This window comes from Leisingera sp. M658, from assembly GCF_025144145.1.
In the GTDB taxonomy this organism is placed as follows: Bacteria; Pseudomonadota; Alphaproteobacteria; order Rhodobacterales; family Rhodobacteraceae; genus Leisingera.
In genome coordinates this window covers 3,384,461-3,408,299 of the sequence record NZ_CP083546.1, presented here as the reverse complement: position 1 = coordinate 3,408,299, position 23,839 = coordinate 3,384,461, and the positions used below count along the sequence as shown (strand labels likewise).

Below are 23,839 nucleotides of genomic sequence, written 5' to 3'. Positions count from 1 at the left end.
GGTAAGGAGTTGAAGTGGGAATGGTGAAAATCCTTTATGTCGAAGACAACGAAGACAATGTCTACATGCTGACCAAACGGCTGGCCCGGAAAGGATACGAAGTTGTCGTGGCACCCGATGGCAAACAGGGCGTGGACATGTCACAATCGGAAAAGCCGGGTCTGATCATCATGGACTTGGGCTTGCCTGTACTTGATGGCTGGGAAGCGATCCGCCGGATCAAATCGAATTCTGCCACGTCGGAAATCCCGATCATCGCGCTGACCGCGCATGCTATGGCCGAGGATCGCGCAAAAGCACATGATGCCGGGTGTGACGATTTCGACACCAAGCCCGTCGATATGCCGCGCCTGCTCGGCAAGATCGACTCCCTGCTGCAGGCGAGGCAGGCCTCTTGACCTCGGACGGGCCAGCCCTTCTCGTTGTCGATGACAACGAAGACAACCGCTATACGCTCCTGCGGCGGTTGAAACGCGAGGGCCATGAGAATGTCGATGTGGCAGAGAACGGCCAGGAGGCGCTCGATCTGCTCGGCAGGCAACCTTACGACCTCGTGCTGCTCGACATCATGATGCCGGTTCTCAACGGGTACGAAACGCTGGAGCGTATGAAATCCGACATGCGCCTGCGCTCGATACCAGTCATAATGATTTCCGCAGTCGATCAAATTGAAAGCGTCGTGCGTTGTATCGAAGCAGGTGCCGAAGACTATCTCCCGAAACCGTTCAACACCGCGATCCTGCGTGCGCGCATTCATGCCAGCCTTGAAAAGAAACGCCTCAGGGATCAGGAGGCGGGCTATATGAAGCAAATCGAGGTTGAAAAAAAGCGCGCCGACGATCTGCTGCATGCGACCCTGCCAGCCGCCGCGGTGCACGAACTGAAATCCACAAACTCCGTTAGACCGCGCCAGTTCGAAGACGTGGCGGTTCTGTTCTGCGACATCGTGGGTTTCACGACCTATTGCAACAACAACTCGGCGGAAACCGTGGTATCCCATCTTCAGGATCTGGTCTGCGCCTTCGAGGACATCGCGACCCGGAACGGGCTGGAAAAGATTAAGACAATCGGGGATGCCTTCATGGCAACTGCCGGGCTATTGCACCATGTCGAAAGTCCTGCAAAGGCCAGCGTTCGAACGGGCCTGGAGATGATTGACGCCGTCGCGGAACACCCCTCTGGCTGGGAGATCCGAATCGGCATTCATATGGGGCCGCTGGTCGGCGGAGTTATCGGCCAGAAGAATTACGCCTTCGATATCTGGGGAGATACGGTGAACATCGCCGCCCGCATTGTCGATCATGCCGATCCGGGAACGGTACTTGTGAGCGAGGCCGTATGGCGAAACTTGCAAGATGCTTTCGATGGCAAGTCAAAAGGCATGGTCGAGCTCAAGGGAAGAGGATCGCACGAGTTGATTGAATGCGCCTGCTCCAGGTAAGGAGCCGTGCAGGGCACGCTCTGTTGCGCCCGATCACTCTTGGATGGCACCTGGCGACGTGCACCCAGGGCGGCTTCCGCCAGTTTTTCGGATCTAAGAAAGCACCAGCTCATACCGATCCGGAGCTGGTACCCGAAAGACCTCAACCGAAAGCCGCGGCAGAAAGCAGGACGGGCTACAATAGGCCGGTGAGACCGCTTTGGCGGATCAATTTGCCTACCTAAACCGCTTGACTGGGACGTCCCCGTTACCGAAGTCCTAAGCCAAGCATTCCAGCATTCTTCTGACCCGGCCCGCAGCGGACACACCCGCTGCGCCCGGCTCAACCATGCCATTTCTGAAATTTCGGCAAGCGCCAGTTCCGGTGCCTGGGAAATCCCCCCCCGATCTTAAGGGGGGGCGGAAGTAGAATTTTCTCGGCAGGGTGAACGAGGAGCTTCCGATGAAGAAGACACGATTCTGGACTGGCCCGTTCCGGATTTCTCTACGCTGTGCCGCCGGCAGAGTGAGATGGGACCGTGGCCCCAGTGGGGCCGCGTAAGCCCATAGAACGCTGGCCGTCCAGATCCCATATCGCCGCGCCGATGGGCCGCTGAACCTGCTTGTGGACAGCACCGGGATCAAGTTCCTTGGCGATGATGAGTGGCAGGCCCGCAAGCACGGCGTTCAGGGGCGGCGCCAAGGCTCGACCGTAGTGTCGGGTGGCTCGCAGAGTTTCGTTTCTGACCTGCGCAGCCGGACAATCTTCTTTCCACAACCGGCCATTCTTGCGGATCGGGATGATCGGGGCCGCGTCGCGTTCGAGGATCGCGGCATGGCAGCGTCGCGTGTCATAGGCACCATCGGCGATCACGGTGCCGATGTCTTCGTCCTCGGGGAACTGACCCAACAAGTCCGGTAAGACCGGGCTGTCCACTGCCCGGCAGTGGTTTGCGCAGCATAACCACGAGAGGGGCCGTCGCGGCTGGGGGTGAATTCGACGGCACGGATGTCAGACGTGGCAGCGTCCATCGCAAGATGAACCTTGCGCCCCTCTCATTGATTGCTCTGCAATCAACTGCCGGGCAGCCATTCTGGAAGCGCTGGACAGGATACCACGTCCGAAGCCGGATCGAGGCAAAGATGCGCTGCTTAAAGGCATTCGGCGAGCGCATTGCCGCAAGAGACCCCGTCCGCCAAACCGCCGAGATCCATATCCGCATCGCACTCATCAACCGCTTCAACGCACTCGGCACCGCTGAGATTATCCGCGTCGCCTAAGTTCGGAGGGGAAAGGGGGAGCCAGGCCTCAAGAGCGAGTTCTGCAACAATGCCATTCAGATCCAAACAGGTTCATAAAGGATCCGATCCGCCAGATGCCGGGGCTGAACACCTAAGCGCATGTATCCAGGGACGTTAAGAATTTTCTGTTGGTTTCACTGTACTTTCGGCGCGAGCCATCGAGAATCAGGAACGCGCGGAGAAATTCATTGTTTTTCAAATTCAAAGCGTCCAGGCCCGCAGAGCAGGACAGCGGTGCCAGGATTATTGCCGGTATGGTCGATCGCACCCAGGCGACAATTCAATTTAAACCGGACGGCACAATTCTGACCGCAAACGGCAATTTTCTTGCTGCATTGGGATACCGGCTGGAAGAAATCGCGGGCCGGCATCATTCGATGTTTGTGGCGCCTGAAATTGCCGCGGGTGCGGAGTATAAATCATTCTGGAAAGACCTGGCCGCTGGCCGTGTGTTCACCGATCAGTTCCCGCGGGTGACCAAGGACGGCGCCACTATTTGGATCCAGGCGACCTATGCTCCGGTTGAAAACGCGGATGGCACAGTGGAAAGGGTGGTCAAAGTGGCCACTGATGTAACGGTGCGCCGTCTTGGGCTGCAGGAAATCGCCAAGGGGCTGGACGCGATGAGCCAGGGGGATCTGGGCTTCCGGGTCAAACTGTCCGATCAGGCGGATATTGCCGCGCTGGGCGAGGCGTTCAACCGCTCGGCGGAGCAGCTTGGCACAGCGATGGGCGCGGTGACGCAAGTATCCGAAGCTGTCGGACGCACAGCGGATGAGATATCCAAATCCGCCAGCGACCTGTCTCAGCGTACCGAGAGCCAGGCTGCAACGCTGGAGGAAACCGCAGCGGCCATTGAGGAGCTGACCGGCACGGTGCATTCCTCGGCGGAGGGCGCAGAGAAGGTGGAGGGCATCGTCAGCGAGGCCCAGACTGCCGCGGAACGCAGCGGTCAGGTTGTCTCGGACGCTGTGGCGGCGATGTCGCAGATTGAGAGCTCCTCTGAGGAAATCGCCAAAATCATCGGGATGATCGACGATATTGCCTTTCAGACCAACTTGCTGGCGCTGAATGCCGGGGTTGAGGCCGCCCGGGCGGGGGAGGCAGGCCGTGGCTTTGCGGTTGTTGCCTCAGAAGTGCGGGCGCTGGCGCAGCGGTCCGCTGGGGCGGCCGGCGAGATCAAGCAGCTTATCGGTCAAAGCAAACAGCAGGTGGCCAGCGGTGTGGACCTGGTTGGCAGAACCGGAATTGAGCTTAAGCAGATCATTGACAGTGTGGGTCATATTTCCACCCACATCAGCGGGATTGCCACTGGCGCCAAGGAACAGGCAACGTCGCTGAGCGAGATCAACCTTGGTGTTTCACAGCTGGATCAGGTGACCCAGCAGAATGCGGCGATGGTTGAGGAAACCTCGGCCGCCAGCCAGTTGCTGTCCGCAGACGCCAGCCAGCTGACCCGCGAAGTGTCCAAGTTCAGGTCCGCAGGCAACCCGGCCCCCGCCCCGGTTGCGGATGTGGTGGCTTTTCAGCGCCCGGCGGCAACATCCCCGGCAGCATCCCCGGCGGCAAACGACGCCGGCGGTTTTGATGCAGAGACGCTGCCTGCGGCGCAAGGGTGGGATGATTTCTGAAGCCGACTTGCCGTTCTTGCCTGTGGCTGCGGCAAGGTTGTCTATGAATTGACATGTTGACACTCTCCGTCTGCACCGCAACGCTTGCGCGCAAAAATGACGGGGTGAAAACATGAACAGCCAGGTGGCGCCAGCCTATCCGCTGGTCCGGCGGGCCGGGCAGAACGGTATGCTGGTGAGCTTTGACAGCAGCCTTAGCGAAGCCTCGAACCGCGCCGCGCTGGCTTTTGGCAGTGCGGTGGAAGCGCTGCCGCTGAAAGGGGTTGTAGAGACCATGGCCTCTTTGGCTTCGGTCTTTGTCCGTTTCGACCCTGCTGATCTGCGGCATGAGGCGCTGGAGGCGGCTTTGCAGACCCTTCTGACGACCCAAAACTGGCTGCAGGCGCCGCTGCCGCCCGGGCGCCGGTTCTGGCGGGTGCCCACAGTATATGGCACCGATCTGGCACCCCAGCTGGGAGAAGCAGCCGATGCCGCGGGTCTGAGCGAGACACAGGCCATCGAAAGCCTGGGTGCCGCCCGGGTGCGGGTGCTGACCATCGGCTTTGCCCCCGGCCAGCCCTACCTTGGGTCTTTGGGGCCGGAATGGAACCTGCCGCGGCAGACGGAGCTGACACCGATGGTGCCGAGCGGCGCACTGGTGCAGGCGATCAGCCAGTTCGTCTTGTTCTCCAATCCGGCGCCGACCGGCTGGCGTCATGTCGGCCAAACCGGGCTGACCCTGTTCCAGCCGGGGGCAGCGCAGCCTTTTGTTCTGCGCCCGGGTGATGAGATGCAGTTTGAGCCGGTCTCCAAACCGGACTTCCTGAAACACTGCAAGGATGACCCGCTGCTTGGCGGCGCCATCGTCGCGGAGATCGCAGCATGAGCGGTCTCAAGATACTGCGGATCGGACCGGCAGCTTCGGTCCAGGATATGGGGCGGCCCGGTTTGCTGGGGCAGGGGGTGTCCCAAGGCGGCGCTGCGGACCCGCTGGCATTGGCCGAGGGGGCTGCGCTGCTGCGGCAGGATTCCGGATTGGCAGCCTTGGAAATGGGGGGCATGGGCGGCGAGTTCGAAGCAACCGGCCCCCTGCGCATTGCCCTGACCGGCGCGCCGATGACGGCAGTGCTGGAGGGTGAACCGCTGGCCTGGAATGCGTCGCACCGGATGGAGGCGGGCCAGCGCCTGTCAATCGGTGCCGCCCGCCGCGGCGTCTATGGATACCTGCATCTAGGCGGCGGCATTGCCACGGAGCCGCTGCTTGGCTCCCGCGCTGTGCATCTGATGGCGGGGCTGGGGCGGGCGGCCGAAGCCGGAGACCTGCTGCCTGCCGGTTCAGACCGGAATAATGAAACAGGTCTGGTACTGGCCGCCGAGGACCGTTTTCAGGGCGGTGAATTGCGTATTGTCGAAAGTTTCCAAAGCGGCCTGTTTCCAGAGCCGGTCCGTGCCCGGTTTGCGGCCACGGTTTTCCGGCGCGGCAGCCGTGCCAACCGGATGGGGGTGGAAATGGTCTCGGACGGGGAAGGCTTTGCCGCTGACGGCCAGCTCAATATCCTGTCCGAAGTGATCCTGCCGGGGGATGTGCAGATGACCGGCGATGGCAAGCCCTTCGTGCTTCTGCGCGAATGCCAGACAACTGGCGGTTACCCGCGGATCGGCACCGTTCTGCCATGCGATCTCCCCAAGGTGGCGCAGGCGCAGGATGGCGCTGCGCTCCGCTTCTGCTGGACCGGCCTGGAACAGGCTCTGGAAATTCAGGCCAGGTTTGAGACGGTTTTAAAGGGGCTGCCCGCAGCTTGCCGCCCGCTGGTACGCGATCCGGCTGCGCTCCGGGACCTGTTATCCTATCAATTGATCAGCGGGGCGGTCTCTGCGGAGGCGGACCCTTTTGCAACAGGAGAGACCGCATGACCAAGACCGTCGACCTGAACGCCGACATGGGTGAAAGCTTCGGCCCCTGGACCATGGGGGATGACGCGGCGCTGCTGGACATCGTCTCCTCGGCCAATATTGCCTGCGGCTTTCATGCGGGCGATCCGGATGTGATGGCCCGGACCATGGCGCTGGCGCATGACAACGGCGTCGGGATCGGCGCCCATCCCGGGTTCCTGGACTTGCAGGGCTTCGGGCGGCGCAAGATGCATGTGCCGCATGGCACACTGGCCAATATGATCCGCTACCAGCTGGGCGCGGCGCAGGGCATGGCACGGGCGGCCGGAACCCAAGTGCGCCACCTGAAACTGCACGGGGCGCTGTCCAATATGGCCTGCACCGATCACGCAATGGCGCGGGCCTGCTACGAGTCGGCGCTGGAAGTGGATCCGGACATCATCATCATGGTACTGGCGGCCACGGCCATGGAAGAGGCGGTGCGCGGCCTTGGCTGCAACTGGTGCGGTGAGATCTTTGCCGACCGTGCCTATAATGATGACGGCACGCTGGTCGACCGGTCTTTGCCGGGCGCTGTCATTCATGACCCGGCCCTGGCTGGCCCGCGCATTCTGCAAATGGTGGAAGAGGGCGCCATCATCACCGAAAGCGGCAAGCGCATTCCCGCCTCAATCGATACCATCTGCCTGCATGGGGATACGGCGGAAGCGGTGCAGCTGGCCCAATCGGTCCGCACCAGCCTGACGGAAGGCGGGATCATGATCCGTCAATTCACCGGGCGCAGGGGCTAATCACTGCTGGCGAGGTGTAATCTGGTGCCTCAGCCGGGAGGATCGCCTGGCGCTAGGGCGGTTTTAGGGATTTTCGGGAAAAAACCATGGAATCGGATGCCTGACTCGAGGGGAAACTGCCGGATGCGACTCGCGGAACTCTGCCCCTCTTGTGTGCCCTTGGTTCGAAACCCCAACATCTAGCGGAAGGTGATCCTCAAGCCATCGCGCTTGTCGCGCCTACGCCCGGCCGATTGCCGGAAAACAGCAAGCTCGACATATTTTTTTGTCGCGTAAGTTGCTGGAAAAGAAAGAATTTTACGATCGTTTTGCAAAATGTCATGCAAACGTCAAAAAAGGGCTTGCGGGTTTGTTGGTCTAACCTTAGAACCCCCTTCACCGGCAGCGACGAGATGCTGCTGAGACACACCGGACGGGACGGCGGGAACGCAGGACGGGACGGGAAACGCGGCGGAGAGACGCCGGGACGCCTGGAGAGACAGGGAGACGGGCCGGAGAGACGGCTGGACGCTCAGGAGAGACTGGGGCACTTTGATAGATCTGACAGGCGGGCGCGCTGGGGAATACTGGCGCATCGGTCTTGTTTTTGGCCTCTGAGTGTTGCTCTTTGACATTGATGGATAACTGAAGAGATATGTGGGCGGTTTGGTTCGTTTCGATGGATCAACGTCTGTATATCAACGCTCTTAGGAAGTTCGCTTCCGATGATTGAGTGTCAGCTTCACTGTCTTGTTCGGCTTCGGTTTCTTTTGAAACCAAGCACAACAGACAGAGAATAATTGGTTGCAGTTCCGGTTCCTAGCCGGGTCGGATCGCAAGGCGCGTCAAACCCCCGTGTTTGAGTGTTTTGTTAAAGCAACCAGTGATGTGCAGAGGTTCGAACGTCAAGGATAAGCTGGCAACAGCTTTTCAACTTGAGAGTTTGATCCTGGCTCAGAACGAACGCTGGCGGCAGGCCTAACACATGCAAGTCGAGCGCTCTCTTCGGAGGGAGCGGCGGACGGGTTAGTAACGCGTGGGAACGTGCCCTTCTCTAAGGAATAGCCACTGGAAACGGTGAGTAATACCTTATACGCCCTTCGGGGGAAAGATTTATCGGAGAAGGATCGGCCCGCGTTAGATTAGATAGTTGGTGGGGTAACGGCCTACCAAGTCTACGATCTATAGCTGGTTTTAGAGGATGATCAGCAACACTGGGACTGAGACACGGCCCAGACTCCTACGGGAGGCAGCAGTGGGGAATCTTGGACAATGGGCGCAAGCCTGATCCAGCCATGCCGCGTGAGTGATGAAGGCCTTAGGGTCGTAAAGCTCTTTCGCCAGAGATGATAATGACAGTATCTGGTAAAGAAACCCCGGCTAACTCCGTGCCAGCAGCCGCGGTAATACGGAGGGGGTTAGCGTTGTTCGGAATTACTGGGCGTAAAGCGCGCGTAGGCGGACCAGAAAGTAAGGGGTGAAATCCCAGGGCTCAACCCTGGAACTGCCTCTTAAACTCCTGGTCTTGAGTTCGAGAGAGGTGAGTGGAATTCCGAGTGTAGAGGTGAAATTCGTAGATATTCGGAGGAACACCAGTGGCGAAGGCGGCTCACTGGCTCGATACTGACGCTGAGGTGCGAAAGTGTGGGGAGCAAACAGGATTAGATACCCTGGTAGTCCACACCGTAAACGATGAATGCCAGTCGTCGGGTAGCATGCTATTCGGTGACACACCTAACGGATTAAGCATTCCGCCTGGGGAGTACGGTCGCAAGATTAAAACTCAAAGGAATTGACGGGGGCCCGCACAAGCGGTGGAGCATGTGGTTTAATTCGAAGCAACGCGCAGAACCTTACCAACCCTTGACATCCCTGGACCGCTGGAGAGATTCAGCTTTCTCGTAAGAGACCAGGTGACAGGTGCTGCATGGCTGTCGTCAGCTCGTGTCGTGAGATGTTCGGTTAAGTCCGGCAACGAGCGCAACCCACATCCTTAGTTGCCAGCAGTTCGGCTGGGCACTCTAGGGAAACTGCCCGTGATAAGCGGGAGGAAGGTGTGGATGACGTCAAGTCCTCATGGCCCTTACGGGTTGGGCTACACACGTGCTACAATGGCAGTGACAATGGGTTAATCCCAAAAAACTGTCTCAGTTCGGATTGGGGTCTGCAACTCGACCCCATGAAGTCGGAATCGCTAGTAATCGCGTAACAGCATGACGCGGTGAATACGTTCCCGGGCCTTGTACACACCGCCCGTCACACCATGGGAGTTGGGTTTACCCGAAGGCCGTGCGCCAACCTCTTCGGAGGGGGCAGCGGACCACGGTGAGCTCAGCGACTGGGGTGAAGTCGTAACAAGGTAGCCGTAGGGGAACCTGCGGCTGGATCACCTCCTTTCTAAGGATGTTCCTGGCCAGATCAGCGTGCTGATCTCGTGGAACACTTAGCATGGGCAGCAAACAAAGCTGCCCGCATCGGAAATGTCGCAAGATGTTTCTTGGACCGGACCGTCCTCATATCTCTTCAGTCATATCGGATCCTGGCGCTGCCAGGGTTCAGCAAGGGGCCTTAGCTCAGCTGGGAGAGCGCCTGATTTGCATTCAGGAGGTCAGGAGTTCGATCCTCCTAGGCTCCACCAAGCATTGGCACCTTGAACCACATTCGGCGGCAGCCGGGTCTTGCAGGATCTTGGTGACATAACTGCCGGGTGCTGCTCCCGGGCATTGCTTCGCAATACCCTGCCGCCCACTGATTTTGTTTTGCTGAAGCAAAACGAAAACCGGGTCGGTAGCTCAGGTGGTTAGAGCGCACGCCTGATAAGCGTGAGGTCGGAGGTTCAAGTCCTCCTCGACCCACCACTTCCCTGGAAGTGGCAATACGATTTGACCGTTAAGCACTGTGCAGTGTTTAACCGTCCAATCGGACGGAAATTGACATCGTAAAGAGAGATACAATCAACAAGACTGTTGGTCGCCCGAGTGTGGGATTGACCTCAGTCAGGTGCTGACCGCCCTTCGGGACGGGATGCGAGCTTCAGAATACGTCATGTTTCCTCAGACGTTCTGAAGTCTGCCTGATTGAAAAGACAGTGTTGTCCAAGTCAAGTACACTAACCCGGTTCAATATCCGCAAGGATTTGAACCCGCATGATCGCATGATCATGCAATAAGTTCCTGGTCGCAATTGTGGCCGGGAGCGGGATAGTTTGCTTTTTGGTTCAGGAAAACATGCTGCGGTTTCTTACCAGCTTCCGCAGCTGAGCGTGTTTTAGAACACTCTCTTTTTCTGGATCAAATCAAGCGCGAGAAGGGCGTTTGGTGGATGCCTTGGCAGTAAGAGGCGATGAAAGACGTGATACCCTGCGATAAGCTTGGGGGAGCCGGGAATAGGCTTTGATCCCAAGATCTCTGAATGGGGGAACCCACCTGAAAGTTTGTTATAATAGCCGCCGGTTCATTCCGGATGGCTGCTTATAATGGGCTTAACCAGGTACTTATAGACTGAATACATAGGTTTATAAGAGCAAACCCGGGGAACTGAAACATCTAAGTACCCGGAGGAAAGGACATCAATAGAGACTCCGTTAGTAGCGGCGAGCGAACGCGGACCAGCCGAGCCTGATGAGTGAGAAGAACATGTTGGGAAGCATGGCCATAGCGGGTGACAGCCCCGTATTCTAAGCTCTGAGGGACGTATTAAGTAGGGCGGAACACGTGAAATTCTGTCTGAAGATCGGAGGACCACCTCCGAAGGCTAAGTACTCCTTACTGACCGATAGCGAACCAGTACCGTGAGGGAAAGGTGAAAAGCACCCCGGCGAGGGGAGTGAAACAGTACCTGAAACCGAACGCCTACAATCAGTTGGAGGCCCCTTGAGGGCTGACAGCGTACCTTTTGTATAATGGGTCATCGACTTGGTCTCACAAGCAAGCTTAAACCGTTAGGTGTAGGCGCAGCGAAAGCGAGTCTTAATAGGGCGAATGAGTTTGTGGGATCAGACCCGAAACCGAGTGATCTAGGCATGGCCAGGTTGAAGGTGCGGTAACACGCACTGGAGGACCGAACCCACATCCGTTGAAAAGGATCGGGATGAGCTGTGCCTAGGGGTGAAAGGCCAATCAAACTCGGAGATAGCTGGTTCTCTGCGAAATCTATTTAGGTAGAGCGTCATCCGAATACCCCGGGGGGTAGAGCACTGGATGGGTAATGGGGCCCCACAGGCTTACTGATCCTAACCAAACTCCGAATACCCGGGAGTACTAGATGGCAGACACACGGCGGATGCTAACGTCCGTCGTGGAGAGGGAAACAACCCTGACCTCCGGCTAAGGCCCCCAATTCATGGCTAAGTGGGAAAGCAGGTGAGACGTCCAAAACAACCAGGAGGTTGGCTTAGAAGCAGCCATCCTTTAAAGATAGCGTAACAGCTCACTGGTCTAATCAAGATGTCTTGCGGCGAAGATGTAACGGGGCTCAAGCCATGAGCCGAAGCCGAGGATGCACATAGTGCATGGTAGCAGAGCGTAGTGTGACATAGTTCCATGCGTCCTTATCTTCCTGCGGGAAGAATTGGACGCAAGGAGCTTTCGATGAAGCGGGCCTGTGAGGGATCCCGTGGAGAGATCACTAGTGAGAATGATGACATGAGTAGCGACAAAGAGTGTGAGAGACACTCTCGCCGAAAGTCCAAGGGTTCCTGCTTAAAGCTAATCTGAGCAGGGTAAGCCGGCCCCTAAGCCGAGGCCGAAAGGCGTAGGCGATGGGAACCACGTTAATATTCGTGGGCCAGGAGGATGTGACGGATTGTGAAGGTAGTTCATCCTTATCGGATTGAATGGGCTGCTGATCAGTCCCTGGAAATAGCCCTCCATCAGACCGTACCCTAAACCGACACAGGTGGACAGGTAGAGAATACCAAGGCGCTTGAGAGAACGATGTTGAAGGAACTCGGCAAAATACCTCCGTAAGTTCGCGAGAAGGAGGCCCGGGTCCTACGCAAGTGGAATCCGGGGGCACAAACCAGGGGGTGGCGACTGTTTATTAAAAACACAGGGCTCTGCGAAGTCGCAAGACGACGTATAGGGTCTGACGCCTGCCCGGTGCCTGAAGGTTAAAAGGAGGGGTGAGAGCTCCGAATTGAAGCCCAGGTAAACGGCGGCCGTAACTATAACGGTCCTAAGGTAGCGAAATTCCTTGTCGGGTAAGTTCCGACCTGCACGAATGGCGTAACGACTTCCCCGCTGTCTCCAACATCGACTCAGCGAAATTGAATTGCCTGTCAAGATGCAGGCTTCCCGCGGTTAGACGGAAAGACCCCGTGCACCTTTACTACAGCTTCGCACTGGTATCAGGATTGTGATGTGCAGGATAGGTGGTAGGCATCGAAACCGTGACGCAAGTCGCGGTGGAGCCTCCCTTGAGATACCACCCTTCGCACTCTTGATATCTAACCGCGGTCCGTTATCCGGATCCGGGACCCTGCGTGGCGGGTAGTTTGACTGGGGCGGTCGCCTCCTAAAGAGTAACGGAGGCGCGCGAAGGTTGGCTCAGAGCGGTCGGAAATCGCTCGTTGAGTGCAATGGCAGAAGCCAGCCTGACTGCGAGACTGACAAGTCGAGCAGAGACGAAAGTCGGCCATAGTGATCCGGTGGTCCCGAGTGGAAGGGCCATCGCTCAACGGATAAAAGGTACGCCGGGGATAACAGGCTGATACTGCCCAAGAGTCCATATCGACGGCAGTGTTTGGCACCTCGATGTCGGCTCATCTCATCCTGGGGCTGGAGCAGGTCCCAAGGGTACGGCTGTTCGCCGTTTAAAGAGGTACGTGAGCTGGGTTTAGAACGTCGTGAGACAGTTCGGTCCCTATCTGCCGTGGGTGTAGGATACTTGAGAGGAGTTGCCCCTAGTACGAGAGGACCGGGGTGAACGAACCACTGGTGGACCTGTTGTTGCGCCAGCAGCAGTGCAGGGTAGCTATGTTCGGACAGGATAACCGCTGAAGGCATCTAAGCGGGAAGCCCCCCTCAAAACAAGGTATCCCTGAGGGCCGTGGAAGACCACCACGCCGATAGGCCGGAGATGTAAGTGCAGCAATGCATTCAGTTGACCGGTACTAATCGCCCGATAGGCTTGATTTGATCCAGTAACAGACAGTGTTACGGAAAAACCAAACAAGCAAACACATCCCATAATACAAACGCTTGGACAACGTTGATTGCAGCCGAACGCATTTGGTAATGTCCCCGTGACATAACTCAGGTGCGGTCTCTCGCGCATTTACTTCGTAAATACGCTGCCGACCGCCACACGAGAAAAATCCAAATGCCTTCGGTATTTGGATTTTTCTCGGTTTGGTGGCTACAGCACAAGTGAAACACCCGGTCCCTTCCCGAACCCGGAAGTTAAGCACTGTCGCGCCGATGGTACTTGGGCTCAAGCCCTGGGAGAGTAGGTCACCGCCAAACCTAGTAAAATCCAAATATCTCTCAATACGGTCTCAAAAAAACCTGACGCGGGATGGAGCAGCCAGGTAGCTCGTCAGGCTCATAACCTGAAGGTCGCAGGTTCAAATCCTGCTCCCGCAACCAACGTTTACGACCAAGCCTCCGCAAACAGCGGGGGCTTTTTCGATTCAGGCCGACCCAAAGGCATGATCCCCGCCAATTCCCCAACAAGTTCAAGCTGATGGCCGCCCGGCGCAGCACTGTCGGGAACCATCCGCACCTCCGAAATCAGCGCCCGCAGCGACGCCGTCGCCTCCCGCCTCACTTCCGGTGCATTCAGAGCGCCAGCAAGATCCTCGATCAGCTCCCGGTACCGCGCCGACAGGCGCGGATGCAGCCGCAGGGCAGGGGGTTCCGGGTTGTCCGCGATGACCGCCGCCAGGCGGGCCTTCTCACCCTCCAGCTCAGACATCTTGTCCTTCATCGAGGCGGTGTACATGCCGTCCTCAATAGCGGTCAGAAGCCGCCATCTCGAGCACCTCCCCGGGAGCAGGCCGCATGACGCAACGCCCGTCTCAAACGCGCGAAACTCACCAGCTGCCGCCCGCAGGCTGGACCGCTCCTGGCCTGCTCGTCGCCGCGCTTTGCTCAGGAAAATGCAATCAACTGTTCCGCCGGCATCCGAAACCCACGCCCCCAGTCGTCCGAGCGACCTCCAGCGATCGACACGTCCTGCCCGGTCGCTGGCCAGACCCCACCCTCGCAATCACCCGCAGCACGCTTTCCCCATAGACAGCGCCCGGGGCCCGCGGCTTCCTCCTTCCGAGGTTTGTCAACGCGGGCCGCCGACGTGTCCAACAGCAAAGTTGCACCCTGGCCCGCATCGGAAAACCTTCAGGAAATCGGAAATTTGCCACAGCTGCAAGAAGGGCAGAAACAGATCATTAAAGCAGGCGCTGGATGTTGAACGATTGGCCGGGAAAATTCGCATGAAAGGCTTGCGTGGCGGCCATCATTTGATAGAAATCTTGTTCTTTTGTATCCGCTCCGGCGGTTGCCGGGGGGCGCGTTTCGCTGCGTCTAAAAAGCAGCCGTCAAAGTGGCCGTGTCAGTGCCTTCCGTTGAAAAGATGGAGTTGCGCACAAACTCGGGTACCTCGGAATGATCGCTTTTATAGGCCCCGCAGCGTTGCAAGATTGCCCGCAAATCCGGTGATTTTCCCAAGTACTCCCATACCACACGGGTGCCATAGAGCATGTGCCCGCCTTCCGGTTCGATCCCTTGGAGAAGACCGGGAAGAAACGAGGGATCTTCATAATCCGAGGCAATCAGGGCAGTGGTCCACATGCCGTTTCCTTGCCCCTGCTCGCGGCTGGTTATGAAGATCCGGTTGTGCGCTTCGAACACCAGGCCAGAGTGTTTGAGTGTCGAGGGGATGGCGAATTCGTCATCCTCATAGCGCTCCAGCTCCTTGGAGAACCAGTCGTGCCCGCTGCCAAAAATCCGTCCAATGCTCTTCAAGAGATAGTTTTTGGACGGGTCGGGGCTCATATAAATATTATAGTAACCTGCGTGGCGCTCCAGCAGGCCGGCATTGCGGCGGTCGCGGCGGATCACCTTTTCCATCTGCTCCGAAAGCGGATCATCCGACCGGGCCAGAACCGGCGGCCGCAGCCGGACCAGTTTGGCAAAGGCCTTCTTTTCCTGCAGGATCTCGGCCTCATCCACCCCGAAAAAGTCGCAGACCCGGCGCAGCGTGGCGAGCGACGGGGCAGTCTGACCGGTGAGGTATTTGTTGAATTGCTGCCGATTGATGCCGATTCGGCGGCAGACCTCCGAGACAGAACGCCCGTAGCTGCACAGCATCCTGAGATTGGCGGAGAGATTAGTTTCGGGCATGTGTTTACGCTACTTTATGCACTATAGCTGCGTCCAGCCTAATTTTGGGGGCCTAACGGTGCGTGCTTTGCAGGTCGCGCGCCCTCTAGACTGTTGGAAAAGATGCCAACAGATGGAGAGGAAGATGACCAGAATTCCGACAAAGCCGGCCCGGCAGGTTTCGATAGGCACAAGCGTGGCAGCCGCCATCTGGACCGCCGCAGCAGGCGCAGGTGCTGCTGACACCCTTCGCATCGCGGTCGCTGCCGATCCGGGCTACCTGGATCCGGCCTACTGGGGTTCCAGCTCGGAACAGCTTCTGATCGACAACCTCTATCCGCGGCTGGCGAAACATGTGCCGGGGGATAGTTGGAAGGCCGAACTGGATGCCGCGAAATCCGTAGATCTGTCCGATCCGCAGCACATCGCCTTTGAGCTGAAACCCGGCATCATGTGGTCCGGCGGCTATGGGGAGCTGACCGCGGAAGATGTAGAATACTCTTTTGAACGGCACTTGGATCAAGGCTTGGAATCCGGTGTCGCGACCGAGTTCACGCTGCTGGAGGATGTCGAAGTAACCGGCAAGTACACCGGGGTCATTCACCTGAGCGCACCGTCCCCGGCGTTCTGGTCGGCGACGCTATCCTACACTTCGGGCGCGATTATTTCCAAGGCTGCGGCGGAGGCTTCGGACGGGTATTTCGAGGCAACCCCGGTTGCAACCGCTGGCCCCTACAGGTTCAAGTCTCATGAACCCGGCCAGGCCTTCATGTTGGAAAAGGATCCGGCCTGGACAGGCAAGGCGGCAGATTTTGAAGAGGTCGCGATCATAGCCATTGCTGATGACAACGCCGCCCGGGTGGCTTTTGATGCAGGCGAGATCGATTTTACCTACGCAGCCTCAGCGCTAGAGTACGACAGCTGGTCAACAAGCGCCGGTAATACCGAATTGCGTACATCGCTGGATCCGCTTTGGTTGGGCATTTCGGAAACCTACGAGAGTCTGTCGGACATCCGGGTGCGCCAGGCCATCCAGAAAGCGGTGGATGTGCCCGCCATTCTGGCTGCGGTCTCGAACGGGCGGGCCGAACAGGCAACCGGTATGGTCGCCCCGGGGCTTCTGGGCCACCGCGACGTGCTACCAATCCAGCGGGACATGGACGGCGCCCGGGCGCTGATCGCCGAGGCGGGGGCCGAAGGAACTGTCTTGCGGCTTGACTTCGTGAATACGGCCAACCGTGCCACCATTGCCCAGATTGTCCAGGCCAACCTGGCTGAGATCGGTCTGACCGTCGAGCTGAACGGGCAGGATGAAGGCAGCTTCTGGAGTGTCGATGAAACGCGTGCTGCCGACCTGCAGCTGCATGTGAAATCCTGGACCGGCAATCCCGACGGCATCTACACGATGCAGTATTTCACCTCCGATCAGGTCGGCGTCTGGAACTGGGAAGGGTTGAGCAACCCGGACTATGACGCCCTGGTCGAAAGGGCGCGCCGCAGCACCGATGACGCAGAACGCGGCCGGCTTTACACACAGATGCAGGAGATGATGGAGAAATCCGGCAACTTCCTGTTCCTGACCAACGAACCCCTGACCATCCTGTGGAACGACAAGATCGTGCCGGCCACCTTGCCCGACGGCCGTCCAGTCTTTGCCGGCTTCAAGAAGACCGCAAACTGACCTCCCTCCTGCCGGGCGGCGGCCTACAGCCCCGCCCGGATTTTTCTTCTGAGGAAACACCGAAATGCTTGGCTTTATTCTCCGCCGCACCTGTCTTGGGGTGACCGTGCTGATCCTGGCAGTCTCGACGCTGTATGTGCTGGTGCAACTGGCCCCTGGCGATCCTGCCAGCGCGATGCTGGGCCCACGGGCGACGCCAGCCATCAAGGCCGAGTTTGCCGAGCGGCTGGGGCTGGATCAGCCAATGCCAGTGCAGATCGTGAAGTATCTGGGGTCAGTGGCCCAGGGCGATCTGGGCACCGATCTGCGCAGCCGCCGCCCTGTCAGCGAAGTGCTGATGGCGCATCTTCCGCATACTGTGCAGCTGATCACGGCAGCCATGCTGCTGGCAGCAGGCCTGGGCATCCCGCTGGGCTGCCTGGCGGCGGTGCGCCGCAACGGGCTGTTTGACCGGCTGATCGGATTGCTGTCGGTCAGCGTCATCGCGGTGCCTTCGGTGATCATTGCAATCTACGGCATGCTGCTGTTTTCCGCCCGGCTGGGCTGGCTGCCTGCCATCGGCGCGGGCGAAGGCGGCTTTGGTTCTACGCTGCACCACCTGATCATGCCAGCCGTCGCAGTTGGCATCGGCTGGGTCGGCTACCTGGCGCGGCTGGTACGCGCCTCGATGATCGAGGTGCTGTCGGCAAATTACATCCGCAACGCCCGCTCTTTTGGCCTGACCGAACCGCGCATCATCTCCCGCTATGCGCTGCGGGTGGCGGTGGCACCGACCATTACCGTGCTGGGGGTCGGGGTCGGCTACATGCTGGGCAGCGCGGTCTTTGCCGAGATCGTCTTTGCCCGGCCCGGCATCGGCAAGCTGATGTATGACGCGGTGATCCTGCGCAACTACCCGGTGACACTTGGTGCGGTGCTGGCCTCCAGCGCGCTGCTGATCGCCGCCACCACCGCCGCGGACATCCTCAACGCCATCATCGATCCCCGTTTCAAGGAGGGCCAAGAGCAATGACTGCGGCTGATATTCAACCCGTCATCAAACCGGTGCGCCCCGGCGGGTTCACCAATCTGGCCCGCGATCCGATGGGTATGTTGGGGCTGCTGCTGGCGCTGCTGCTGATCCTGTCGGCGCTGCTGGCCCCTTGGATTGCGCCTTACGGCCCCAATGCCATGGACATCCCCTCCAAGCTGCAGGGGCCAAGTGCGGCGCATTGGCTGGGCACGGATCAGCTGGGCCGCGATGTGCTGTCCCGGGCGATCTATGGCGGGCGGATCGCGCTGAGCGTGGCGCTGATTTCCACCGCGCTGTCGGTCATCCTGGGTGGCATTCTAGGCATGATGGCGGCGATGGGGCCGCGCTGGCTGGACTATGTGCTGACCCTGGGGTTTGACACTGTACGCGCCTATCCGGTGATCATCCTGGCGCTGGCCATCGGGCCGATCTTTGGCGGCGGTATGGTTGTGCTGGTCGGCCTGCTGGTCGCAACATCAGTGCCCTATTACGGGCGGATCATGCGGGCTTCGGTCATGGCGCAGGCCAATGCCGAATATGTTGAAGCGCTGCGCGCTATGGGCGCCGGACGCGTCCGTATCGTGGTTCGCCACATCCTGCCCAATGTGATCGGCCCGGTTCTGATCGTCGCCTCAATGGATATTCCCACCTTCATCGCCGCCGAGGCGGGCCTCAGCTTCCTTGGCGTGGGTGTAAAGCCGCCCGCCTCAAGCTGGGGTTTGATGCTGCAGGACGGGTTTGATTTTGTCGGCCACACGCCCTGGCTGGTGGTGGCGGGGGGGATCCCCTTGGTGCTGGCGACCCTTGGTTTCACCTTCCTGGGCGAAGCGCTGCGCGATGCCTTTGACCCGAAACTTGGCGGAAAGGGCTGAACCATGGCGGATATGCTTCTGAAAGTTGACGACCTCGCCGTGCGCTTTGGTCCCATTCAGGCGGTGAAATGGGTGTCTTTCACGCTGCAGAAGGGCCGCACCCTGGGCATCGTCGGTGAAAGCGGTTCCGGCAAATCCACCTTGCTGTGGGCGCTGACCCGGCTGCTGCCGGATGCCGCCACGCTGAATTCGGGCGAAGTCTGGTTCGACGGTATGGATCTGCTGCGCCAGCCGCCGGACCGGATGCAGGCGCTGCGCGGCACCCGGATTTCATACATCTCGCAGGACCCGATGACCTCGCTGGCACCGGGTCTGACCATCGGCCAGCAGATGATCGATCTTCTGTACCGCGAGCCTTGGTCCAAGCGTGAGAAATGGCAGCGCGCCATAGACGCGCTGGATTGGGTCAGCCTGCCGGACCCCGCATCGCGGATGACCATGTACCCGCATGAACTGTCCGGCGGCCAGCGCCAGCGGGTCTCCATCGCTATGGCGCTGATGCTGGGGCCGGATCTGGTGCTGGCGGATGAGCCCACCACCGCGCTGGATCCGACGCTGGAGGTGGAGATCCTTGAATTGCTGCAGCGCCTGCAAGGCGAGACCGGCTGCGCCATTGTCTTTGTGACCCATCATCTGGGTGTTGTGGCGTCGCTTTGTGACGAGGTGCTGGTGATGAAATCCGGCGAGATCCGCGAGGCCGGCCCGGTGCAGGATGTCTTCGCTGACCCGCAGGATAGCTACACCAAGGCGCTGCTGCGCTGCGATCCGGCGCAGATCGAAACGCCAACCCGCAGACTCCCGACAATGAGCGAGGCGCTGGAGCAGCCTGTACAGATCGTTGATGGGCCGCCCGGACGGATAGATATCAGCGCCGCACCTGTCTTGCGTGTCGAAGACCTGTCGGTGACCTTCACCCGCAGGGGCCTGCTGCCGCCCTCATTGGGTGGTTGGCGTGATGAGATCCCGGCGGTCCGCAAAGTCAGCTTTGATATCCGCAGCGGCGAAACGCTGGCGCTGATCGGCGAGAGCGGCTCGGGTAAGACCACGGTTGCGCGCAGTATCATGGGGCTGGTCCGCCCGGATGCGGGCAGTATCCGCCTCAACGGCAGCGAGCTGACCACAGCGGATGCCGCAGGCTGGGGCAAAGCACGCGAGCAGGTTGCGATGATGTTTCAGGACCCCGCCGGTTCGCTGTCTCCGCGGGTGACGATCGCAGAGCAGGTGGTCGAACCGCTGATTGTGCATGGCCGCCGGGCGGAGGCAACGCGTACGCGCGCCATTGAGTTGCTGACCCAGGCCGGACTGGGTGAGGCCTATGCCGACCGGTTCCCGCATGAGCTGTCCGGAGGCCAGGCGCGCCGCGCGGGCGTGGCGCGTGCCTTGGCGCTGTCGCCCTCGCTGGTTGTCGCGGATGAGCCGACCGCGGGGCTGGACGTCTCGGTCCAGGGCGAGGTGGTGAACCTTCTGAACACCCTGCAGGAGCAGATGGGCCTGTCGATCCTGCTGATCACCCACAACATGAGCGTCGTGCGACATGCCGCCGACCGCATGATTGTGATGCTGAAAGGCGAACTGGTCGAAACCGGACCCACCGCCCGGCTCTTTGCCGACGCCACGCATGATTACACCCGCAGGCTGATCGCAGCATCGCATCACGCCTTGCCCGAACAACAGACACCTAGCAACGAGAGAAAACTCCATGCCGTTGAATGAAACCCTTGCCATGTCCGATCTCGATCTGTGCTACCTGCCGGCGACCCGGCAGATTGCGCTGTTCAAATCCGGTGAGCTTTCCCCTGTGGATGTTCTGAAGGCGCAACTTGCCCGCGCTGAAGCTGTCGAGCCGGTGATCAACGCCTTCACCGAAACATTCGTTGATGAGGCGATGGATGCCGCCCGGGCCGCCGAGGAGGTCTACACAAACCGCCCCGGTGATGCCCGCCCGCTAGAGGGGGTCACGGTTGCTATCAAGGACGAGATGGACGTCAAAGGACAGCGCAACACGCAAGGGTCGCTGATCTACAAGGACCACATTGCCGATCAAACCCACCCGGTAGCACAGCGGCTGCGCGACGCGGGCGCGATTTTCCACGCGCGCTCGGCCACGCCTGAATTCTGCAGCGCTTGGACCACCGAAACCCGCCTGCACGGCGTGACCCGCAACCCGTGGGATCCGGCATATACCCCCTCTGGCTCTTCGGGCGGGGCCGGGGCGGCGCTGGCAGCAGGCACCACCACGCTGGCAACCGGGTCGGACATCGGCGGTTCCATTCGCGGCCCGGCGGCGATGTGCGGGGTCGTCGGCTTCAAGCCGCCCTATGGCCGTGTGCCGGATGCGGTGCCGTTCAACCTGGATCCTTACTGCCACGTCGGTGCGATGGCCCGCACGGTAGCTGACTGCGCGCTGATGCAGAATGTCATCTCGGGCCACCACCCGCAGGACGTTGCCACCGTGCGGGAAAAAATGACGATCCCGTTTGAATACGGCAGCCTCAAGGGCAAGCGTATCGGCTACAGCCTGGATATCAGCAACGAAGTGGTGACCAAGGACGTCGCCGATCAGACCTATAAGGTGCTTGATGCGTTGTCGGATGCCGGGGCGATCATCGAGGAGGTGAAGCTGGGCTGGGGGCAGGAAGTGCGCGACGGCTGCGCCAGCTACCTGAACCACCTGATGGGCGCCGCGCTGATCCGTGAAGTGGAGGCGCACCCGGATCTGGTCTGCGACTATACCAAGTACTTTGCCGAATGCGCCGCCAAGACCACAGCGGACGGGTTTCTGACCTCATTCGATGTTGCCGCGGACATCTACAGCCGGTTCGGTCCGATGATGGAAAACGATTACTACGCCTTCATCTGCCCTGCCTTTGCCAGCTACGAAATGTTTGCCGAGCAAAAGCCTTGGGACCGCATCACCATCGGCGATCGCGACTTTGACAGCGAATACGACCTGAACACCCTGGCTCCGTTCAACATGCTGTCGCGCCTGCCGGCGCTGGCCGTGCCTGCCGGGCTTGGCGCCAATGGGCGGCCGGTTGGGGTGCAGATTGTGGCGCGTGCCTTTGATGATCCAAGGGCGTTCCATGTGGCCTCGGTTTTGCAAGAGAAGATGCCCTGGCTGGATCAGGCCGCGCGGCGGCCAGCTCTGTAGCAGCGCCCCGCCAAGCGCACCCCTTTAACACCCAAACTGAAGCCTCCGGGAGAAAACACCTCTCCCGGCCCGGCTATTCTTGCAAAATGAGAGGCAGCAATGACCGACCTGGTAATCCTGAACGGCAAAGTTCTAACCTTCAACGGCCCTGATGCCGAGGCCCTGGCGATCAAGGGCGGCCTCATCACCGCGGTGGGGACGAATGCCGAAATCCGGGCCATCGCCGGGTCGGCCCAGGTGTTTGACGCCCAGGGCAATACGGTCCTGCCCGGGTTCATCGACAGCCATGTCCACCTGTTTCAGGGCGCAGCAGAACTGGAATATCTTGACCTGACCGGCATCACTGGGCTGGACGCCCTGACCCAAGCGATCCGCTCCTATGCGGCACAGCGGCCGGATGACGTTCTGCTTTATGCTTATGCGGCCAGCTATCACGCGATGGGGGACCGGCCGCTGACCCGCCATGATCTGGATGCCGTTCTGCCGGACCGTCCGTTTGCCTGCCTGGCGCCGGACGGCCACACCGCCTGGGCGAACACCTCGGCACTGGAATTGGCGGGGATTCTGAAGGGCCGGGAAGTGGACGAAGGCTCGGAAATCGTCATGGGACCGGATGGCACCGCTACAGGCGAACTGCGCGAGGCGGCCGCCATGGCTCCGGTGATGAAATTCACACCACTGGGCGGGCGCGATATGGAAGGGTCCCTGACCGGCGCCGATCCGGTGCCGGCGCCAACACCGGCACAGCGCGCGATCGACAAGGCAGTGCTTGAACAGGGATTGAAACACTGCGCGTCCTTCGGGATCACTGGTCTGCACAACATGGATGGCAATCTCTATCAGCTGGAGCTGCTCTCGGAACTGGAGGCGGAGGGCAAACTGCTGTGCCGGACCGAAGTGCCGCTGCACCTCAAACACACCGACCCGCTGGAACGGCTGGAAGAAGCGGCATACATGCGCCGGACCTACGCCAGCAGCCATCTTTGGTCGGCCCGGGTCAAGATGTTTATCGACGGGGTGATCGAGAACAGGACCGCCTTCATGCTCCAGCCCTATCCGGGGACTGATGACTGTGGCGCACCGCTGTTTGCCGAGGCGCATTTCAACGAGGCCTGCATCCGCGCCGATGCCATGGGGCTGCAGATCTCTGTTCACGCCTGCGGCGATGCGGGCGTGCGGCGGACCCTGGATGCGTTTGAGGCCGCCCGGCGTGCCAATGGCGCCCGCGACAGCCGCCACAGGATAGAACATATCGAAACCATCAGCGCCGATGATATCCCCCGGTTCCGGGAGCTTGGCGTCATTGCGTCCATGCAGCCCCTCCATGCGCCGCATACATGCCCCGAAGCGATCCCGGAGCTTGAACCCTTGCTGCACGGCCACCAGATCCCAACCGCGTTTCCGTCACGGACGCTGCGCGAAAGCGGCGCCAAGGTCATTTTCTCAACTGACTGGCCGGTTGTTCCTGTGGATGTGATGCCCACCATCCAGGGCGCGGTGTCGCGCCAGCCGCTGCCGGGCAGTTGGCAAGAACAAAGCCACAGCCTGCGCGATGCCCTGGCGGCCTATACCTGTGACGGTGCTTGGGCCGAGTTCAACGAGCACCGCAAGGGCAAGCTGCGTGCGGGCATGATGGCAGATGTGGTTGTCATGGACCGCGATCTTGCGGCGCAGCGGGCGGACCAGCTCAGCTTGGCACGGGCGGCACTGACAATCTGCGGCGGTCAGATCACTTTCGAGGTTTGATGATTGCCAATATTTTGAGCAACCCGGCTCTGCATGCTCCTGATACAGTTTTGCGGCACCA

The 23,839-nt window shown here is 59.8% G+C and carries 14 protein-coding genes, 3 tRNA genes, 3 rRNA genes and 3 pseudogenes; 20 read left to right on the top strand and 3 right to left on the bottom strand.

All coding sequences use genetic code 11. The features are described 5' to 3' along the window. Nucleotides 1-20 precede the first annotated feature (20 nt). From K3724_RS16760 to K3724_RS16750, 3 genes and pseudogenes are all read left to right on the top strand, one after another. Complete coding sequence (locus K3724_RS16760) at nucleotides 21-398, top strand: response regulator (protein ID WP_259987421.1); 378 nt, start codon at nucleotides 21-23, stop codon at nucleotides 396-398. Then, nucleotides 395-1,441: an adenylate/guanylate cyclase domain-containing protein gene (locus K3724_RS16755; protein ID WP_259987419.1), complete on the top strand. Its 1,047-nt coding sequence runs from the start codon at nucleotides 395-397 to the stop codon at nucleotides 1,439-1,441. Before K3724_RS16760 ends, K3724_RS16755 begins: the two co-directional genes overlap by 4 nt. Before the next feature lie 459 nt (nucleotides 1,442-1,900). Then, nucleotides 1,901-2,130: pseudogene (locus K3724_RS16750) on the top strand (transposase); the annotation flags it as partial. On the opposite strand, the pseudogene K3724_RS16745 reads toward K3724_RS16750, so the two are convergent. Further along, a pseudogene (locus K3724_RS16745) lies at nucleotides 2,121-2,470 on the bottom strand (transposase); the annotation flags it as partial. The pseudogenes K3724_RS16750 and K3724_RS16745 sit on opposite strands and share 10 nt — an antisense overlap. 33 nt (nucleotides 2,471-2,503) lie before the next feature. Between K3724_RS16745 and K3724_RS16740 the strand changes: the two are divergent. The 11 genes and pseudogenes from K3724_RS16740 to K3724_RS16690 all read left to right on the top strand — a co-directional run. Continuing rightward, nucleotides 2,504-2,701: pseudogene (locus K3724_RS16740) on the top strand (IS5/IS1182 family transposase); the annotation flags it as partial. 209 nt (nucleotides 2,702-2,910) lie between these two features. Beyond that, nucleotides 2,911-4,353: a methyl-accepting chemotaxis protein gene (locus tag K3724_RS16735; protein ID WP_259987417.1), complete on the top strand. Its 1,443-nt coding sequence runs from the start codon at nucleotides 2,911-2,913 to the stop codon at nucleotides 4,351-4,353. A gap of 112 nt (nucleotides 4,354-4,465) precedes the next feature. Further along, complete coding sequence (locus tag K3724_RS16730) at nucleotides 4,466-5,218, top strand: allophanate hydrolase subunit 1 (RefSeq protein WP_259987408.1); 753 nt, start codon at nucleotides 4,466-4,468, stop codon at nucleotides 5,216-5,218. Continuing rightward, the gene (locus K3724_RS16725; RefSeq protein WP_259987406.1) at nucleotides 5,215-6,246 is read left to right on the top strand and encodes a biotin-dependent carboxyltransferase family protein; all 1,032 of its coding nucleotides are present in this window, start codon (nucleotides 5,215-5,217) and stop codon (nucleotides 6,244-6,246) included. The genes K3724_RS16730 and K3724_RS16725 overlap by 4 nt, the downstream gene beginning before the upstream one ends. Then, complete coding sequence (locus K3724_RS16720; RefSeq protein WP_259987404.1) at nucleotides 6,243-7,016, top strand: LamB/YcsF family protein; 774 nt, start codon at nucleotides 6,243-6,245, stop codon at nucleotides 7,014-7,016. Before K3724_RS16725 ends, K3724_RS16720 begins: the two co-directional genes overlap by 4 nt. A gap of 910 nt (nucleotides 7,017-7,926) precedes the next feature. Further along, nucleotides 7,927-9,392 (top strand): 16S ribosomal RNA (locus K3724_RS16715). Nucleotides 9,393-9,557: 165 nt separating this feature from the next. Continuing rightward, a tRNA-Ala gene (locus tag K3724_RS16710) sits at nucleotides 9,558-9,633 on the top strand. Between the two features lie 143 nt (nucleotides 9,634-9,776). Next, nucleotides 9,777-9,853 (top strand) — tRNA-Ile (locus K3724_RS16705). A 435-nt stretch (nucleotides 9,854-10,288) separates the two neighbouring features. After that, nucleotides 10,289-13,132: ribosomal RNA gene (locus K3724_RS16700) — 23S ribosomal RNA — on the top strand. Between the two features lie 212 nt (nucleotides 13,133-13,344). Further along, nucleotides 13,345-13,459: ribosomal RNA gene (gene rrf, locus K3724_RS16695) — 5S ribosomal RNA — on the top strand. Together the 16S, 23S and 5S rRNA genes with 3 tRNA genes alongside form the textbook arrangement of a ribosomal RNA operon. Nucleotides 13,460-13,505: 46 nt before the next feature. Next, nucleotides 13,506-13,582 (top strand) — tRNA-Met (locus K3724_RS16690). Between the two features lie 4 nt (nucleotides 13,583-13,586). Here the strand turns inward: K3724_RS16690 and K3724_RS16685 are convergent. Both K3724_RS16685 and K3724_RS16680 read right to left on the bottom strand, forming a co-directional pair. Beyond that, nucleotides 13,587-13,937, bottom strand: a complete 351-nt coding sequence (locus K3724_RS16685; RefSeq protein WP_259987402.1) for a hypothetical protein — start codon at nucleotides 13,935-13,937, stop codon at nucleotides 13,587-13,589. A gap of 581 nt (nucleotides 13,938-14,518) precedes the next feature. Next, nucleotides 14,519-15,337 (bottom strand): helix-turn-helix transcriptional regulator, encoded by an 819-nt coding sequence (locus K3724_RS16680; protein WP_259987400.1) that lies wholly within the window; start codon nucleotides 15,335-15,337, stop codon nucleotides 14,519-14,521. Between the two features lie 124 nt (nucleotides 15,338-15,461). On the opposite strand from K3724_RS16680, the gene K3724_RS16675 reads away from it, so the two are divergent. The 6 genes from K3724_RS16675 to K3724_RS16650 all read left to right on the top strand — a co-directional run bounded on the left by K3724_RS16675 (nucleotide 15,462) and on the right by K3724_RS16650 (nucleotide 23,778). Further along, on the top strand, nucleotides 15,462-16,997 hold the full coding sequence (locus K3724_RS16675; protein WP_259987398.1) for an ABC transporter substrate-binding protein: 1,536 nt from the start codon (nucleotides 15,462-15,464) through the stop codon (nucleotides 16,995-16,997). Between the two features lie 64 nt (nucleotides 16,998-17,061). Further along, complete coding sequence (locus tag K3724_RS16670; RefSeq protein ID WP_259987396.1) at nucleotides 17,062-18,009, top strand: ABC transporter permease; 948 nt, start codon at nucleotides 17,062-17,064, stop codon at nucleotides 18,007-18,009. Next, the gene (locus tag K3724_RS16665; RefSeq protein ID WP_259987394.1) at nucleotides 18,006-18,881 is read left to right on the top strand and encodes an ABC transporter permease; all 876 of its coding nucleotides are present in this window, start codon (nucleotides 18,006-18,008) and stop codon (nucleotides 18,879-18,881) included. Before K3724_RS16670 ends, K3724_RS16665 begins: the two co-directional genes overlap by 4 nt. A 3-nt stretch (nucleotides 18,882-18,884) precedes the next feature. Beyond that, on the top strand, nucleotides 18,885-20,594 hold the full coding sequence (locus tag K3724_RS16660) for an ABC transporter ATP-binding protein (protein WP_259987392.1): 1,710 nt from the start codon (nucleotides 18,885-18,887) through the stop codon (nucleotides 20,592-20,594). 10 nt (nucleotides 20,595-20,604) lie between these two features. Continuing rightward, the gene (locus tag K3724_RS16655; RefSeq protein ID WP_259987390.1) at nucleotides 20,605-22,032 is read left to right on the top strand and encodes an amidase; all 1,428 of its coding nucleotides are present in this window, start codon (nucleotides 20,605-20,607) and stop codon (nucleotides 22,030-22,032) included. A gap of 99 nt (nucleotides 22,033-22,131) precedes the next feature. Continuing rightward, nucleotides 22,132-23,778, top strand: coding sequence for an amidohydrolase (locus K3724_RS16650; RefSeq protein WP_259987388.1), 1,647 nt, complete (start codon nucleotides 22,132-22,134; stop codon nucleotides 23,776-23,778). Nucleotides 23,779-23,839: the final 61 nt, after the last annotated feature.